Here is a 13,006-nt window from a genome sequence, read left to right as displayed (position 1 = left end):
GCTGCGGTTCCTTCCGTCAGGCGGTGGCGGCGTGGGCGGCGTTGCGGGCGTCGGCCCATGCCCGGATGAGGGCGGTTCCGGCCTCGCCGGCGGCCTCGCCGGGGGTCTTGCCGTCGTGGAGTCCGGAGAGGTAGCGGCTGGCGAGGAACGCGGTGGCGCTGTCCCGGGTGAAGGTCTCCACCAGGCCGTCGAGGCTGAGGTGCGGGAACGACTCATGGAGGGAGAGGGCTGCGAATCCGGCGATCCGGCCGACGGCCTCGCCGATCTGGTCGGCGGTCAGGGGCTTGTGGGCGGGGGTGGCCATGTCGGGCTCCTGGGGGTTTGTAGTGGTTGGCATCATCCTCTTCATTGCCGATACCTTCCGGGGTAACCTCACTACCCTGATTGATTTGGTCAAGAAATCGTCAGGGAAACCGCAGGTCAGGCCACTGCGAACAGGTCCAACTGTTCCGGCGTCTGGTCGTCGGCCTCCAGCGGGGGCAGCTCCGCCATCGGCTTCTGCTTGAGGTCCGGCAGCACCGGCCGCGGCTGCGGGTTCTCGGCGTCCTCCCGCAGCTCGGCGACTACCGCGGCGTCCAGATCGTGCGTCTCGATCTCCTCGTCGCTCGGCACCCATCCGGCCGGCCGCCGCTGGAGCCGGAAGACGATGCCGTGCACCTTCGCCCAGGCCGCCCAGAGCCGGTCTTCCCGGTCCTCCCACTCCATCAGCCGCTTGTGGGCCTCCCGGAACTCTGCGCTCGCTGCCTTCCGGTCGGCCGCGTCCTTGGCGGCCTGTTCGGCGAGCCTGCGGGCCTGGACCCCATGGAGGAGCGGACGCAGCTTCTCGCATTCCTGCTCGCGGTTCTTCTCCACCGGGCGCGGCTTCCACCGCTTCCACACGGCCACCGCCCGGCGGCCGTCGACTGTCACCAGCACCGGCCGCTCACGGTTGGCGTCGGCCGCGCCGACGGTGACGAACCCGGCCTTCTGCAGGGCGCTCAGCCGGTGGACCGACATCAGGCGGCCAGCGGTGCCGGGGATGTCCCGGCAGTACAGCGAGCCGAACTGATGGAGGTAGAGCCGTCCGGCAGCCGCGGCGATGACGAATTCGGCCTGGCCGGTCGACCAGCCGAGCGCGGCGGCCTGCTCGCGCTGCAGACGCAGCTCCTTCGGGTCCTCGGTGGGCGGGGCGGGCTCGTCGATCGGCTGCTCGGGCTCGGGGGCCGGGGGCTCGTCGACCGGCTGCTCGGGCTCGTCGACTGGTGCGGCCACCTCGGCGGGCGGCTCGGGGGCCGGGGGTTCCTCGGCCGGGGGGTCGACCGGCGCGGCCTGGTCGGCCGAGGGCTGCTCGGGCGCGGCCTCGGTGGGTTCGGTGGGCTCGATGCCGTGGACGATGCCGCTTCCCACGCTGCCGCTCCAGTTGCTGCCCCGGTACCGGAAGCCCTCCGCCACCAGGAGCCGCCAGACCTCCCGCTTCAGTGCCGCCGAGTAGACCGCGTCCGTGAACTTCGTGCCCTCGGGCGCCGTGATGGTGACCGGCTGCCTCAGCTTGTGCGGCTGGCCCTTGCCGTCGAGGAACGTCAGCGTCGCCTCGGTGGCGTCCCACCCGCACTCGACCTTGACCTTCTTCGGGATCTTCGGGTCGCTGCGCTTCTTCGTCTTCGGCTTCGCGGCCTGCGCGGCGCGGACCTCGCTCGCCGGCTGCGCTAGGTGGGCCTTCTCCGCCGACTTCGTGCCGGGCACCTTGCCGTCCGCGAGGAAGGCCATCATCGCGGCCTCCGGACAGCGGGCCCGGATCTTCGTGTAGTCCATGCCGAAGGTCCAGGTGCTGCCGCCTTCGGTGGCGTCCTCCAGCGTCATCACCGCTTTCGGCGCCAGCCTCAAATTCCACGCGATGGACAGCGTCTTGGGGTTGGCCCGCTTGATCTGGTACCAGGTGCCGCTGTAGAGCGCGAAGTCGCCGGGGGCGAAGTCGTCGGCCTCCCACAGCTTCACGCCGTTCTGGCGGGCCTCCTCGACCACCTTTTCCCAACCGGCGATCTCCTCGGTCAGGTCCTCGATCCGCCGCTCGTACCGGCCCGCGTCCCGGCCCGCGGCCAGCTGCTCGTCCCTCCAGCGCTCCTGCTGGCGCAGCTCCGCGTTCAGCTTCTCCAGCCGCCGGCGGGTGCGGTTCGGGTCGTAGCGGCGGGCCTCGTACTTCGCGGCGGCCTCCGCGCGGTCGCTGTGGTACTGGGCCTTGCCGTGTTCCTCGATCGAGGCCCGCATGTTGTTGTCGCTGCGCTCGATGGCGCGGCGATGGCGGCGCTCGCTGTGGTGGCCGACGAGGATCGGCTGGCCGGGCTCGATGCCGTCGAGCGCCCCGAGGGCCGCCTTGTGGCGGGCGTCGGAGCGGGCGGCCGCGCGGCCGGCGTAGTCGCTGTGCCGCTCGGCCCGATTCTCGGCCCGCTCCAGCCGCTCAGCCTCGGCCTCCTTGAAGCTGCGCCGCTGGGTCTCGTCGATGTCGACGGTCACCTCCCACCCGGCCTCGCGCAGGGCCTTGACCGCCCGGTTGATGCGCAAGCGGTCGGCTTCCCGGTCGCGGGAGTTGCGGATGTAGAGCGCGCCGAGGTTGCGGGAGGAGCGGAAGCCGATCGGGCGGACGATCTCCCAGACGCCGTCGTGCTTGCGGGAGCCCTCCAAGAGCGTGCCGTCCGCGCGGGTGTGGGTGATGGTGAGCGAGCCTTTGAAGGACGGCTCCTCAGTCGGGGGCTCCTCAGCCGGGGGCTCGTCGGCCGGGGGCTGCTCGCCCTCTTCCGGCTGCGCCGGGTCCTCGAGGACCGCCGTCTCACCGGCGGGCTCCTCCGGCTCGGGGGCGGTGGCGGGCTGGGCGGGCGGTTCCTCGCGGACCTTCTCGACGGCCCCGTTGCTGATCGTGCAGTGCGGGCGGCCCTTGTCGCTGTACCGGACGCACACGGTGAACGACCAGCCGCCGTCTTCGAGCGCCCAGCGCTCGATGTCGTCTGCGCGGGCCGCGACCGTCTCGTCCGCGTGCCCGGTGAGGGTGAGGACGTAGGTCCGGATGCGCTCGCCGGCGCCGTTGTAGTCGCCGTCGATGCGGAAGTCCTTGCCCTTGCCCTGGGTGAGGCCGAGGCGCCGCAGGGCGCGGGCGATGGCGATGCTGGGCGTCTTGGCGGGTGGGGTGGTGGCCATGATTCCTCCTTCGGAGATGCGGGCGGCCCGGCCCCCGCGGGGGCCGGGCCGGGCGGTCAGTGGACGCGGGTGGCGGCCATCGCGGCGTCCACGATGAGGCCGGTCTGGGCCCAGCTGGCCTCGGCCTGGGCGAACTCGGAGCCGCCGTAGCCCTCGCGGCCGTCGATGTACGCCTTGCCGTGGCCCTTGGGGAGGCGGACGGTCCAGGTGTAACCGGCGTGGCTGACGGTGGTGGTCAGGCCGAGGTTGGTGCGCTTCCAGCTGGTGGCGCCGATGGCCAGGGTGAAGACCATGTCGGTGGTGGTGGTGTCCATGTCCGGCTCCCTGGGGGTGGTGAGTGGTGACACCTTCTTCATTGACCCCATCCATCGGGTTAACCTCGTTAGCCCGATGGATTTGGTCAAAAGGTCGGCAAGTATAGGCAGGTCAGCGGCCGTCGAGACTCGCCAGCTGGCGGACTAGCCCCCAGCCGTCGCGCCAGAAGGAACGGCGGGTGTTGTCGTACGCCTCCTGCCACTCGGGCGGGACCCGGCCGTCACCTCGGGTGTACGTGCCGGTGAGGCCGTCGTACCGGCCCAACAGCTCGGTGGCGTCGTCAGCGAGTTCATCGAGGCCGCGCCGCCGTTCATGCTCGGGACGCAGATCGACGTGCCCGAGCTCGTGCTGCCCCTGAGGCAGACCCTCGTACGACTCGTCGGCGACCACGTAGCAGTCGGGCGTCTCCTCGCCTGCCATGTGCCAGGCGAGCGCTGCCGCCCACGCCTTCTCCGTCGAGCAGGCGTCGAGCACGTACCGGGTGGCGCTGCCGCTGCGGCCGCTGCAGTCGTGCCGCTCGGGGCCTCGGACGGTCACGGTGAACGGCCGCTCCGCCTGCCGGTAGTCGTCGGGCAGATTGCCGTACAGGGGCTCGCCGCCGTAGCGCTCGGGCGTCTCCAGGTACTTCCCGGTCATCGGGGTCCTTCCTTCGCCGGTGTAGGGGTGTCCGGATGCTGTCCGGACGGAGTCCGGGTGCTGTCCGGACGGAGTCCGGGTGCTGTCCGGACACTGCGGGGCCGCTACCAGATGAGGGCGGCGTGACCTGCGCGGACACTGTCCGGACATCCCGTCCGGACGCTGTCCGGCCGGGTGTCCGCGTGCAGAACGATCGGGTTGCGCCGCCAACTGTCGTCCACCCACAGATGCACCCAGGGCCGCCCGGAGATCGAGCGCCCGTTCATCGGTGGGACCGGGCGGCCGGGGAGGACCCTGCGCCCGCTCCATGCGCCGTGGAACCAGATCCGGCCGGCCACGTTGGTGTAGCGCATGCCGACCAGCTCGGAGAGGTCGAGCCCTTCGAGGGAGAGGTCCCGCAGCTCCTCGGCGAGCGAGCGGAGGGTCCAGGTGGACGTCCAGCCGAGCCGTTCGGCGCTGGCCTCGCGGAGCTGGCGCAGTTCCAGCGGGGTGAGCGGCTCGTCCTCGTAGCGGCGGTGGATCGCGTCGTCCAGCGCGCGGAAGAGGTGCCGGGGGGCGGCCTGGGTGTCGGTGTCGGGGAGGTAGGTGGCGGCGGCGGCGTAGACGCCCCGGATGGTGGTTTCGGTGACCTGCATGGCGGCCTTTCGTGGGGGCGGAGGAGGGTCCGGACGGCGGCCGCTGAGCTGGGCGGACACTGTCCGGACGCCGTCCGGACAGTGGGTCAGGCGAAGTTGGTCTGGTCGGTGTGCTCGCCGCCGCGCTTCCAGATGAGCGCGCGGACGTGGGCCGCGGGGACCTCGTAGAAGAGGCGGCCGGGGAGCGGCTGGCCGTTGAGGCGGGTCAGCTGGAGTTCGCGCTCCTCCTGCTCCCAGGCGTCATCGGCGGGCGGTTCGATCGCCTCGGGCAGGTAGACGTCCACGTAGCCGCCGCCGGCGTCGGCCTTGATGGCGATGACCTCGCCGTCGGCCAGGCGGATGCGGAGCATCGGGCGGCGGCCGGTGCCGGTGCCGTCGGTGACGGCCTGGTCGAAGCGGTCGGTGACGGGGGCGCTCTGGTCGGCGTGCTCGCCGCCGTGCTCCTCGATGAGCGTGCGGACTTTGGCCACGGCCACCTCGTAGAAGTAGCGGCCGTCGACCGGCTCGTCGCCGGCGGTCAGCCACGCCTCCCACGGGTCTTCCAGCTCCCAGCTCTCGCCGTCGGGGGTGCCGATCTCGTTCGGCAGGTAGACGTCCACGGTGGCCGCACAGGAGGCGGCCTTGATGCTGATGACCTGGCCGTCGGCGAGGCGGAGGTTGTAGTGGACGTCGTTGGTGCCGTCGGTGAGGAACTGCTCGAAGTGGGTGGCGGTCATGGCTGCTGCTCCGATCTGGGGTGGTGGGTGGTGACACCTTCTTCACTGACCCCACCCATCGGGGTAACCTCATTACCCCGATGGATTTGGTCAAGAAGTCGACAAGGAAGCCGCCGGTCAGACCGAGGTGGCGGCGGCGGTGAAGGCGGCGTCCAGGGACTGGACGAAGTCCGCGCCGACGGCCGCGAGGTGGGCGGCCTGGCGAGCATCGGCCTGCTCGGCATTCTTGGCGTGGGCGGCCAGGCCGCACGAGCACCAGGCGGTCGTGCGGTCGCTGGATTCCATGCGCTGATGCTTGGCGGCCACCAGGCTGAGGCGAGCAGACAGGGTGAGCCGCAGGTGCTCGTTGTCGCCGTTGAGGAGGAAGCCCTGCGCGAGGAGCCGGTCGGCCTGGCTGGGCGGAATTTCGTACGAGCCGGCCGCGATGACGGGCATCGTGTACCGCTCGGAGTCGACGAGCCGGACGGCGGGGACGGAGGCGATGACCCGCAGGTTGGCCAAGTCGTAGTCGCTGGGGTCGGCGGGGACCCGCGGGGTGAGGGTGATGGAGCGCACGACCCGGGCACGGGTGGCGGGGTCGATCCGACGCCAGCGGATGACGGCGCCGCCGGTGCGCTGGGGCTCGATGGCGTAGCCGCGGTTACAGGCCCGGCGCAGGAGGAGCAGGGCGTGGGGCTCACTGACGCTGCCGGTGGTGATGCTGCTGCCGCTGTCGACGGTCTCGGTGAACATAGTGGCCGCTCCTTGCTGTCGGGGTGGGCCCGGCCGGGTCCGTGGCCGAGCCCTGGGTGGTGTGTCGTACATTCATCCTTGACCAAGCCCAACCGGTTAACCTCCCTACACCGGCCGATTTGGTCAAGGGATCGACAAGGAAGCTGCTGGTCAGCGGTCCAGCTTGCCGAACATGACGTCGGCCACGGACGGGCCCGGCCTGCCCGAGCCGGGCAGCTTCCCGTACAGCGCTCCCTCGCCGGGGCCGCGCTCGTCGTCCGGCTCGGGCTGCCGCTCCGCCTGCTCGGGCCCGGCCTCCTCGACCGGCGCGCCGTGGCGGGCGAACAGGGCCTTCAGCTTGTCGTCGTCCTCCAGCAGCTCGCGCACGACCTTGCCGGTGGCCTCGCTGTGTTCGTCGCAGGTGGCGAGCCCGTAGCCGCTGCTGGCGTACACCAGCAGGTACGCCTCGACGCTCTCACCGCCCAGCAGGTGGCGGACGCACTGCATCGGGGTGCTGATGCGGTGCTCGTAGGTGCGGATCCAGTTGATGTTCATGGCGGTCCCTTCGGGTGGGGTGGTGGGGTGGTGGGGTCAGGTGCGGAGGTGGCGGTCGGCGTGGGCGTCCAGCCAGATGGCCAGGCGCAGCGCGGCCTCCGCGCACTCGGCGGCCAGGCTGAGCCCGGACGGGGACTCGAAGACCTCGGCGACGTGGCCGCCGTCGCTGTCGTACAGGTGGCCCGCCCATGGCTCGTCGTGCTCGCCGGCGGCCCGCATGGCGTGCTCGCCGGAAGAGATCAGCACGCGCGGCCCGGTGTGGGCCTCGCCCTCGTCGGCGCTGCGGTCGACGGCCACCAGGGCGCAGGAGACGCCGCGGTCCTCGTGCAGGAAGGCCGGGATGCCGAACTCGTTGAGGGCGACCACGAGCTTCCCGCCCTCGTGGGTGCGGGCCCGTGCGGCGGCCTTCTCGGCGTAACTGCGCTGCGCGGCCAGGTGGTACGGGATCACGCTCTGGTTGCACGGGCGGGCGTTGTCGACGGCGACCACCTTCGCGAGTTGCTCGCGCTTGTAGTGGATGGCGGTCAGGGCGCGCAGCGCCCAGGCCACGGCCTCGTCGTCGTCCGAGTCGAGCCCGCCGCTGTGGATGACGGTGTTGCGGCGCTTCAGGAGCTCGAAGTCGTCCCGGGCGAGCTTCTCGCTGACCGCGCCGAGCGGTTTGAGGTCGCCGACCTGGCCGAGGGCGGGGGCGACCGCGTAGTCCAGACCGGCCGGGGAGAGGTGGAAGTCATGCGCCTCCATGAGGTCGCGGGCCTCCTGCAGAACCTCCAGCGTCTCGACGGGCAGCCGGCGGCCGTCCTCGATCGGGTAGGTCGGTGCGGTCAGTGAGGCGAAGCGGAGGTGGGCGACGAGGCGGCCGATGTAGGCGCGGTCGGGGTGGTGGGCGCGGTCCTGGACGATCCCGGCGAGGATGCGCAGCCGTCGGGCGACGGTCTCGGTGGCGGTGGCGGTGGCGGTGGTCACGGTGCTCCTTCCGGTGGTGTGGTCAAGCCCAGCGGCGCAGGGCGGACTGGCGGCGGCCGCGGTAGGGCACCGCGGCATCGGGGTGCTGGCGGGTGATGTGGTCGAAGGCCGCCTGGCGGGCTCCGTCGCGGGTGGTGGAGGAGCGGCCGATGGTCGGGCAGTCGAAGTTGTAGCCGTCGGCGGCGACGGTCTCGCCGGTGATGACGTGGACCTCGCAGCGCCAGATCCACCGGCCGCGCCGGCTGCCGGGCTCCTGCCGGTAGGAGACGAGCGCGACGGGGGCCGGGGCGCCCACGGCCTCCAGCAGGCTCTCGGTGAGAGCGCCGTTGCGCTGGTCGAAGTGAAGGAGCTGGGGGCGGATCTCGTACCAGCGCAGGTTCAGCGGCGGCCATTGGTCGACGGGCACCGGCTGGTCGTCGGGCAGGAAGTCACCGGGGGCGGCCAGGTCGGGCCAGTCCCGCCGGACGGTGTGGAGGTGGGGCAGCTTGTTCACGGGGGTCCTTCCGTGGTCGGTCAGTAGGAGGCGAGGCAGGAGCAGACGGTCTTCCAGCCGAACTGGTCGACCTCGATCTGGTCGCCGCAGCCGTCGCAGCGGGTGGTGCGCCAGCGGGACGGCTCGGGCTGCTCGATGGCGTTTCGGATCTCGGGGGGCTTGGTCTGATCCGGCATGGGGAGCCCTCTCAGCTGGCCAGCGCGATCATGTGCGCGGCGATTCGGTGCTTGCAGTCGCACTTCGACCGGAGTCCGGCCGGGCAGGTGCAGGCGGAGTGGGTGGTGCGGTAGGCGGTGCTGCCGTCGCTGCTGACCGCGAGGAACACGCGGTTCTTGCCGGTGTCGCGGAGGTGGATGATCCCGCCCTGTTCCAGCAACTCGACCGCCCGCTCGACCAGGTGGGTCTTGTAGCGGCGGGTGATCTGCTCGGAGCGTCCGGCCTTGCGCACCATCCGCCTGCACTTGGGCCCGAGACCGTCGGGCGAGGTGTTGCGGAGCCGCGTGTGGCATCGCGTGCACCGGGTCTCCGGCTTGTTGTCCATGGCGGCTCCCTTGGGGTGGGTGGTGTGTCGTGCATTCATCATTGACCGAATAATCCGGGATTACCGTGTTATCCTGGTTTATTTGGTCAAAGAATCTTCAAGGGATGAGTACTCCGCCGCAGGTCAGCGGCGGGGCGCCCACCTCAGTCGGTCAGCTCGGCGATCAGCACCGTGGCGTTGTCCACGTACTTCCACTCGCCCTCCGGCCGGCTCTTGCGGGACGTCTCCACGGCCAGGTCCACGAAGCCCTGCGCGATGCCCCGCAGGTCACCGTCGTCCAGCTCCACGTACAGGTCATGCCCGGCCTCGTCGTGCGGCTCGTACGCGCCGTCGCTGGCCAGGACAAGGCGGTCGCCGTCGACCAGCGGGCGGGCGGCGGCCTCGATCGCCGGGTGGCCGTAGATGTCCAGGGCTTCCTGGTCGGTGTAGACGGCCCCCAGGTAGGAGGTGATGACGTTGCGGCTGCCGCCCTCGGGGTTGGTGGCGGCGGGCGGGAGGACCCGGCGCTCGTTGTGGTCGTCGGTCAGCCGGTAGGCGATGCCGCGCCGGAGCAGGTAGGCGCGGGAGTCCCCGGCCCAGGCCAGGCCGAGGGAACGGCCGGGGGCGGCGACCGCGACGACGGCGGCCGCGCTGGGCATGTACCGCCGGGTGTACGGGTCCTGACGGTCGGGGTCGGCCGCGATCTCCTCGTAGAGGGAGCGCAGGGCGCTCTCGGCGTCGCCGCGGCGGGCGGCCCGGATGGCGAGGCGGGCGGCCGTCCGGCGGGTCCAGTCGCGGATCGCCTCGGAGGTGCCGATGCCGTCGAGGACCACGTAGGCGCGGGTGCCGTCGGGGGCGGTACGGACGGCTGCCGCGTCGCACTGGAGGCCCCTGCCGCCGGTGTTCTGGGCGGTCGCGTAACTGCGCATGGATCGTTCTCCGTTCAGTGAGGGGTGAGGGGGCGCCGCGCGGCCGGGTGGCCGCGCGGCGCCGTCGGCTCGGTCAGGCGCGCTCGCCGGCGGGGCGGACGCAGGTCTCGTGGGTGTGGCAGTTGCACTTCCCGCAGCCCGCGCACATCTGCCCGGCCTCCAACCCGCAAGGGCCGCAGCCGCCGGTCGCGTCCAGCTCGGCGTCGTCGAGCGCACAGGTCAGGTCGGCGGCTGCGGCCAGACTGAAGCGGGGGCGGGGTTTGCACGAGCCGTCGCAGGTCTCGGGGCCACCGAGGAGCACGCCGTCCTCGCCGGCGTGACCGTCGCAGCCCGCGGGGTCTCGGACGATCACGGTGACGTCGTGGACCTTGAGCGTGGCCTCGCCACGGATGGCCCAGTCCGAGGCGATGCCGCCGACGATGGCGATCATCTCGCGGTCGTTGGTGGTGGGCTTGCCCTGAGCGCGGGCGACGCCCCAGACGATGTTCCGCAGCTCGCCCTGGCGGTCGGCGAAGTAGGTGCGGTCCTCGATGCCGGGGTGCTCGATGGTGACTTCGAACATGGGCTGCTCCTTCGTGGGTGGGTGTTCCTTGCCCATCTTGGACCATGTGGACCAGGATTGTGGACGTTATCCCAAATAAGTTGGTCGAAAAGTGGTGGGTTGACGGCCGTTCAGGCGCCCAGGTCGCAGCGCTCGCAGAAGACGATGCCGCTGCCGTCGATGAGGCAGACCAGTTCGCGCCCGCAGTCGCACATGCCGAGGTCGGGCAGTTCCGGCAGCGGCTGGGTGATCCGGATGGCCGGAATGCTGACGGTGGTGGCCGCAATGATGGGGGCGCTCATCGGTCCCTCCCTGGGGTGTCGTGCTGTTTGTCGTACTTCATTCCTCCCCCACCCACCGTTGTCCACCCTCATTTGGGCGAGAAAATGCCACGTCAAACCGGGTTTGACCTTGCCTTTGGTCGGTCATCCGTGTTTACCCCGGAGGCCTTGTGCAAGACTCGCGGTATGGCCACCACCGACAGCCCGCCCCCGAGCGGCTACCAGCCCAGCGACCGGCTCAGGGAACGCCTCGCCGCCTGGCGGACCATCGTGGACGAGACGGAGCCGCAGGCCCGCGAGGCGCTGCTTGCGGGCATCGCGCGGGAGCTGACGGAGAACGTGCGGCTGAACCTGCCGACGCTCGCCGAGCACCTGCCGTGGTCAGACGAGAACATTCGCCTCCTGATGGCCGGCCGGGGCGTGCCGCCGCGCGAGCGGCACCGCAAGGAGGAGGGCGACCCGCCGGTCTACACGCCCAGCGAGCAGCTCCGCGACCTGCTCGCCGACTGGCACCAGGTCCTGGACGGCGAGAAGAAGGCCCGCGCGGCGGTGGACGAGGCCATTGCCGACGACTTGAAGGCGAACCCGACCCTGACCAACGCGGAGATGGCGGACCATGTCCCGTGGGCTGAGGAGCAGGTGCGGCTCATCGCTCGCGCGCACAACGTGCCGCGCCGCCGTAAGCGGGGCTCGGAGCACAAGCTGATCGAGGACAAGGGGCGCCCGAAGTCGGTCGTTGTCCCGTACGACTGGTACGTCCAGCAGCCGGGCGCGGACCCGAGCATCGTGAAGCGGTAACGGACACCTGCGAACGCCGAAGGGGCCGCACGCGAAATGCGTGCGGCCCCTTCGGCGTTCGCGCCGTCAGACGAGTCCGAGAATCTTCGCGCCGAATGCGAGGAGCATGATCACGGCGAATGCGACGACGGCTGAACGCTCGCCACCCTGAGGGGCACGGAGTTCACCGGACGTCAGAATGCATTCCCCCACCGGGTGCAGACCGCCGTGCCTTTTGTGGCGGTGATCTTCCCCGACGTCGTCCGCCGTGCGCTTCAAGAAGTACGGGTCGGATTCCAGGTTGCACGCCGGGCAGAAGTAGCGGTACGGGCCGAGCACGGCCTTCTCCTGGTGGACTTGGACGGTTAGGACGTTTTCACGGTAGCGGCAGCGACCTGGCCGACGCATCAACTCCGCTTATTTTCGAGGCGTTATCGAACGGACTCGGGCGGCCGCCAACCCCTCCCCTCACCCCGGTAGGGAGGTAGGTAGGCGGTAGTAAGTAGGGGTACGGGGCCTCTTCCGGGGCGGGGGAGGGGAGGGGGCCGCACCACTCCCCTACAGCCGGCCGAACGGCACCCATGACGGGCCCCCCGTACGGGCCCGTGTGCGGGGCCTGGGCGGGGGCCGGAATCCGGGCCGAACGGGGCCGGTCAGAGGGTGGATTTCAGCTCTCGGGAGGGGCCCGGCTGAGGGGTGAGATCGGGCACCAATTCGGCGGGGAGACGGGGCCGCCTCCCGAGGTCTTCCGCAAGGTCGGCGACGTGGACGCCGGGACGGTTTTTCTGCTTTCCGCCGATCCGGAATTTCATCTGCTCGCGCCAACGGATCTCGGCGCTTTCGAGGAGGCCGATGACGGCCTTCCGGTCAGTGGCTTGTGTAACTCCCCTGCGCTGCAATGGGGCTACGAGGTCATCAACGATGACGCCCCTCCCCTTGGCCTCTTTGAATCCCCCGGCGCCGGCCGCGGCCTCCTGCTCGACGCAATTCCGGATGGCCGCGCGCAGGGTGGGCCACGCGTCTACTTCGTGGGCCTGCTCCCCCGCCGACATCTCGTGATCGTTTTCGGTGGGGTCCTCGTCGTCAGCGTCTTCTTCGACGTCGGCGGTGGGCTCCTCGTCGCGGGGGGCGACCATCGCGGCGACCAGGCACCAGACGACGGCCAGACCGAGGATGATCCCGGACTCGTACGGAGCGAGGAGGCCGCCGAGGGCCCCGAGGGCCATCCCGCCGAAGGTCGCGCCGACGGTGAGGACGAGGAAGCCGATCGCGACCCGTTCGAGGGCGTCCGCCGGGCCGACCTTGGCAGGCGCCGAGGACGCGGTCGGCGGTGCCTGCTTGCCGGGGGACTGCGCCGCGCCCTTGCGGCGCTTCCAGGGCGGTCCTGCCGGAGCGTCGGCGGTGAACTGCGCCTCCTCGGTGGGAGCGGGCTCCTGGCATTCTTCGGCGGCGGCCGGGTCCGCCGGCTTCGCTGAGGCAGCCGCTCCCCCGCCCGTGCTGGCGCGGACCGCGGCCCGGACCCCTCGGGCCAGGGCGCGGACGAGGATCCCGGCGAGGACCGGGGTCCCTCGGAATGCGTCACGGATCAGGGAGACGGTGACGTGCCACAGGGCGTGCATCTGCTTGAGGGCGAACCGGGCGAGGCTGCCCGGCTGGCGGCGGGTCCAGGCGGTGAGCCGGTGAAGCTCGTCGCGGAGTCCGCCGCGTTCGACGCCCGCGCGCCATCCCTCGCGGAACTCCTCGCGCAACTCGTCTACGACGTCCAC

The 13,006-nt window shown here is 71.1% G+C and carries 18 protein-coding genes; 1 reads left to right on the top strand and 17 read right to left on the bottom strand.

Translation table 11 applies throughout. The features are described 5' to 3' along the window. Positions 1-16 precede the first annotated feature (16 nt). The 15 genes from HEP81_RS22985 to HEP81_RS22915 form a co-directional block, all read right to left on the bottom strand. A complete protein-coding gene (locus HEP81_RS22985) occupies positions 17-304 on the bottom strand; it encodes a hypothetical protein (protein WP_037653646.1) in 288 nt (95 codons plus the stop codon). Positions 305-420: 116 nt separating this feature from the next. Continuing rightward, positions 421-3,168 carry a DUF3560 domain-containing protein gene (locus HEP81_RS22980; RefSeq protein ID WP_051850031.1) on the bottom strand — a complete coding sequence of 916 codons (2,748 nt, stop codon included), beginning with the start codon at positions 3,166-3,168 and terminating at the stop codon, positions 421-423. Positions 3,169-3,224: 56 nt separating this feature from the next. After that, positions 3,225-3,482, bottom strand: coding sequence for a hypothetical protein (locus HEP81_RS22975; RefSeq protein WP_037653806.1), 258 nt, complete (start codon positions 3,480-3,482; stop codon positions 3,225-3,227). Between the two features lie 112 nt (positions 3,483-3,594). Beyond that, on the bottom strand, positions 3,595-4,119 hold the full coding sequence (locus HEP81_RS22970) for a hypothetical protein (protein ID WP_037653647.1): 525 nt from the start codon (positions 4,117-4,119) through the stop codon (positions 3,595-3,597). Positions 4,120-4,223: 104 nt separating this feature from the next. Further along, entirely contained in the window at positions 4,224-4,754 is a 531-nt protein-coding gene (locus HEP81_RS22965; RefSeq protein ID WP_037653648.1) for a hypothetical protein, read from the bottom strand. Positions 4,755-4,840: 86 nt separating this feature from the next. Then, complete coding sequence (locus HEP81_RS22960; RefSeq protein ID WP_037653650.1) at positions 4,841-5,470, bottom strand: hypothetical protein; 630 nt, start codon at positions 5,468-5,470, stop codon at positions 4,841-4,843. Positions 5,471-5,587: 117 nt separating this feature from the next. After that, the gene (locus tag HEP81_RS22955) at positions 5,588-6,202 is read right to left on the bottom strand and encodes a hypothetical protein (protein ID WP_037653651.1); all 615 of its coding nucleotides are present in this window, start codon (positions 6,200-6,202) and stop codon (positions 5,588-5,590) included. 150 nt (positions 6,203-6,352) lie between these two features. Continuing rightward, on the bottom strand, positions 6,353-6,736 hold the full coding sequence (locus tag HEP81_RS22950; protein ID WP_037653652.1) for a hypothetical protein: 384 nt from the start codon (positions 6,734-6,736) through the stop codon (positions 6,353-6,355). A gap of 36 nt (positions 6,737-6,772) precedes the next feature. Next, positions 6,773-7,699: a hypothetical protein gene (locus HEP81_RS22945; RefSeq protein ID WP_037653653.1), complete on the bottom strand. Its 927-nt coding sequence runs from the start codon at positions 7,697-7,699 to the stop codon at positions 6,773-6,775. A gap of 22 nt (positions 7,700-7,721) precedes the next feature. Continuing rightward, positions 7,722-8,192, bottom strand: a complete 471-nt coding sequence (locus HEP81_RS42185; RefSeq protein ID WP_037653654.1) for a hypothetical protein — start codon at positions 8,190-8,192, stop codon at positions 7,722-7,724. A 20-nt stretch (positions 8,193-8,212) separates the two neighbouring features. Then, positions 8,213-8,368 carry a hypothetical protein gene (locus HEP81_RS22935; protein WP_157854372.1) on the bottom strand — a complete coding sequence of 52 codons (156 nt, stop codon included), beginning with the start codon at positions 8,366-8,368 and terminating at the stop codon, positions 8,213-8,215. Between the two features lie 11 nt (positions 8,369-8,379). Continuing rightward, positions 8,380-8,733 (bottom strand): SWIM zinc finger family protein, encoded by a 354-nt coding sequence (locus tag HEP81_RS22930; protein ID WP_037653655.1) that lies wholly within the window; start codon positions 8,731-8,733, stop codon positions 8,380-8,382. Between the two features lie 143 nt (positions 8,734-8,876). Beyond that, positions 8,877-9,641, bottom strand: a complete 765-nt coding sequence (locus tag HEP81_RS22925; RefSeq protein ID WP_037653656.1) for a PP2C family protein-serine/threonine phosphatase — start codon at positions 9,639-9,641, stop codon at positions 8,877-8,879. A 73-nt stretch (positions 9,642-9,714) separates the two neighbouring features. Next, positions 9,715-10,203 (bottom strand): hypothetical protein, encoded by a 489-nt coding sequence (locus HEP81_RS22920; protein WP_037653657.1) that lies wholly within the window; start codon positions 10,201-10,203, stop codon positions 9,715-9,717. A gap of 110 nt (positions 10,204-10,313) precedes the next feature. Then, complete coding sequence (locus HEP81_RS22915; protein ID WP_157854374.1) at positions 10,314-10,484, bottom strand: hypothetical protein; 171 nt, start codon at positions 10,482-10,484, stop codon at positions 10,314-10,316. 165 nt (positions 10,485-10,649) lie between these two features. Here HEP81_RS22915 and HEP81_RS22910 point away from each other — a divergent pair, with 165 nt between their 5' ends. After that, entirely contained in the window at positions 10,650-11,261 is a 612-nt protein-coding gene (locus HEP81_RS22910) for a hypothetical protein (RefSeq protein WP_037653658.1), read from the top strand. Between the two features lie 66 nt (positions 11,262-11,327). Here HEP81_RS22910 and HEP81_RS22905 read toward each other — a convergent pair whose 3' ends face one another. Together HEP81_RS22905 and HEP81_RS22900 are read right to left on the bottom strand one after the other, a co-directional pair. Next, the gene (locus HEP81_RS22905) at positions 11,328-11,579 is read right to left on the bottom strand and encodes a hypothetical protein (protein WP_037653660.1); all 252 of its coding nucleotides are present in this window, start codon (positions 11,577-11,579) and stop codon (positions 11,328-11,330) included. A gap of 314 nt (positions 11,580-11,893) precedes the next feature. After that, positions 11,894-13,006, bottom strand: a complete 1,113-nt coding sequence (locus HEP81_RS22900; protein ID WP_037653661.1) for a hypothetical protein — start codon at positions 13,004-13,006, stop codon at positions 11,894-11,896.

The organism is Streptomyces griseofuscus, assembly GCF_014673495.1.
Classification (GTDB): Bacteria; Actinomycetota; Actinomycetes; order Streptomycetales; family Streptomycetaceae; genus Streptomyces; species Streptomyces murinus.
Note: the sequence above shows the minus strand (reverse complement) of the source record. Positions and strands in the feature narration are given on the sequence as shown.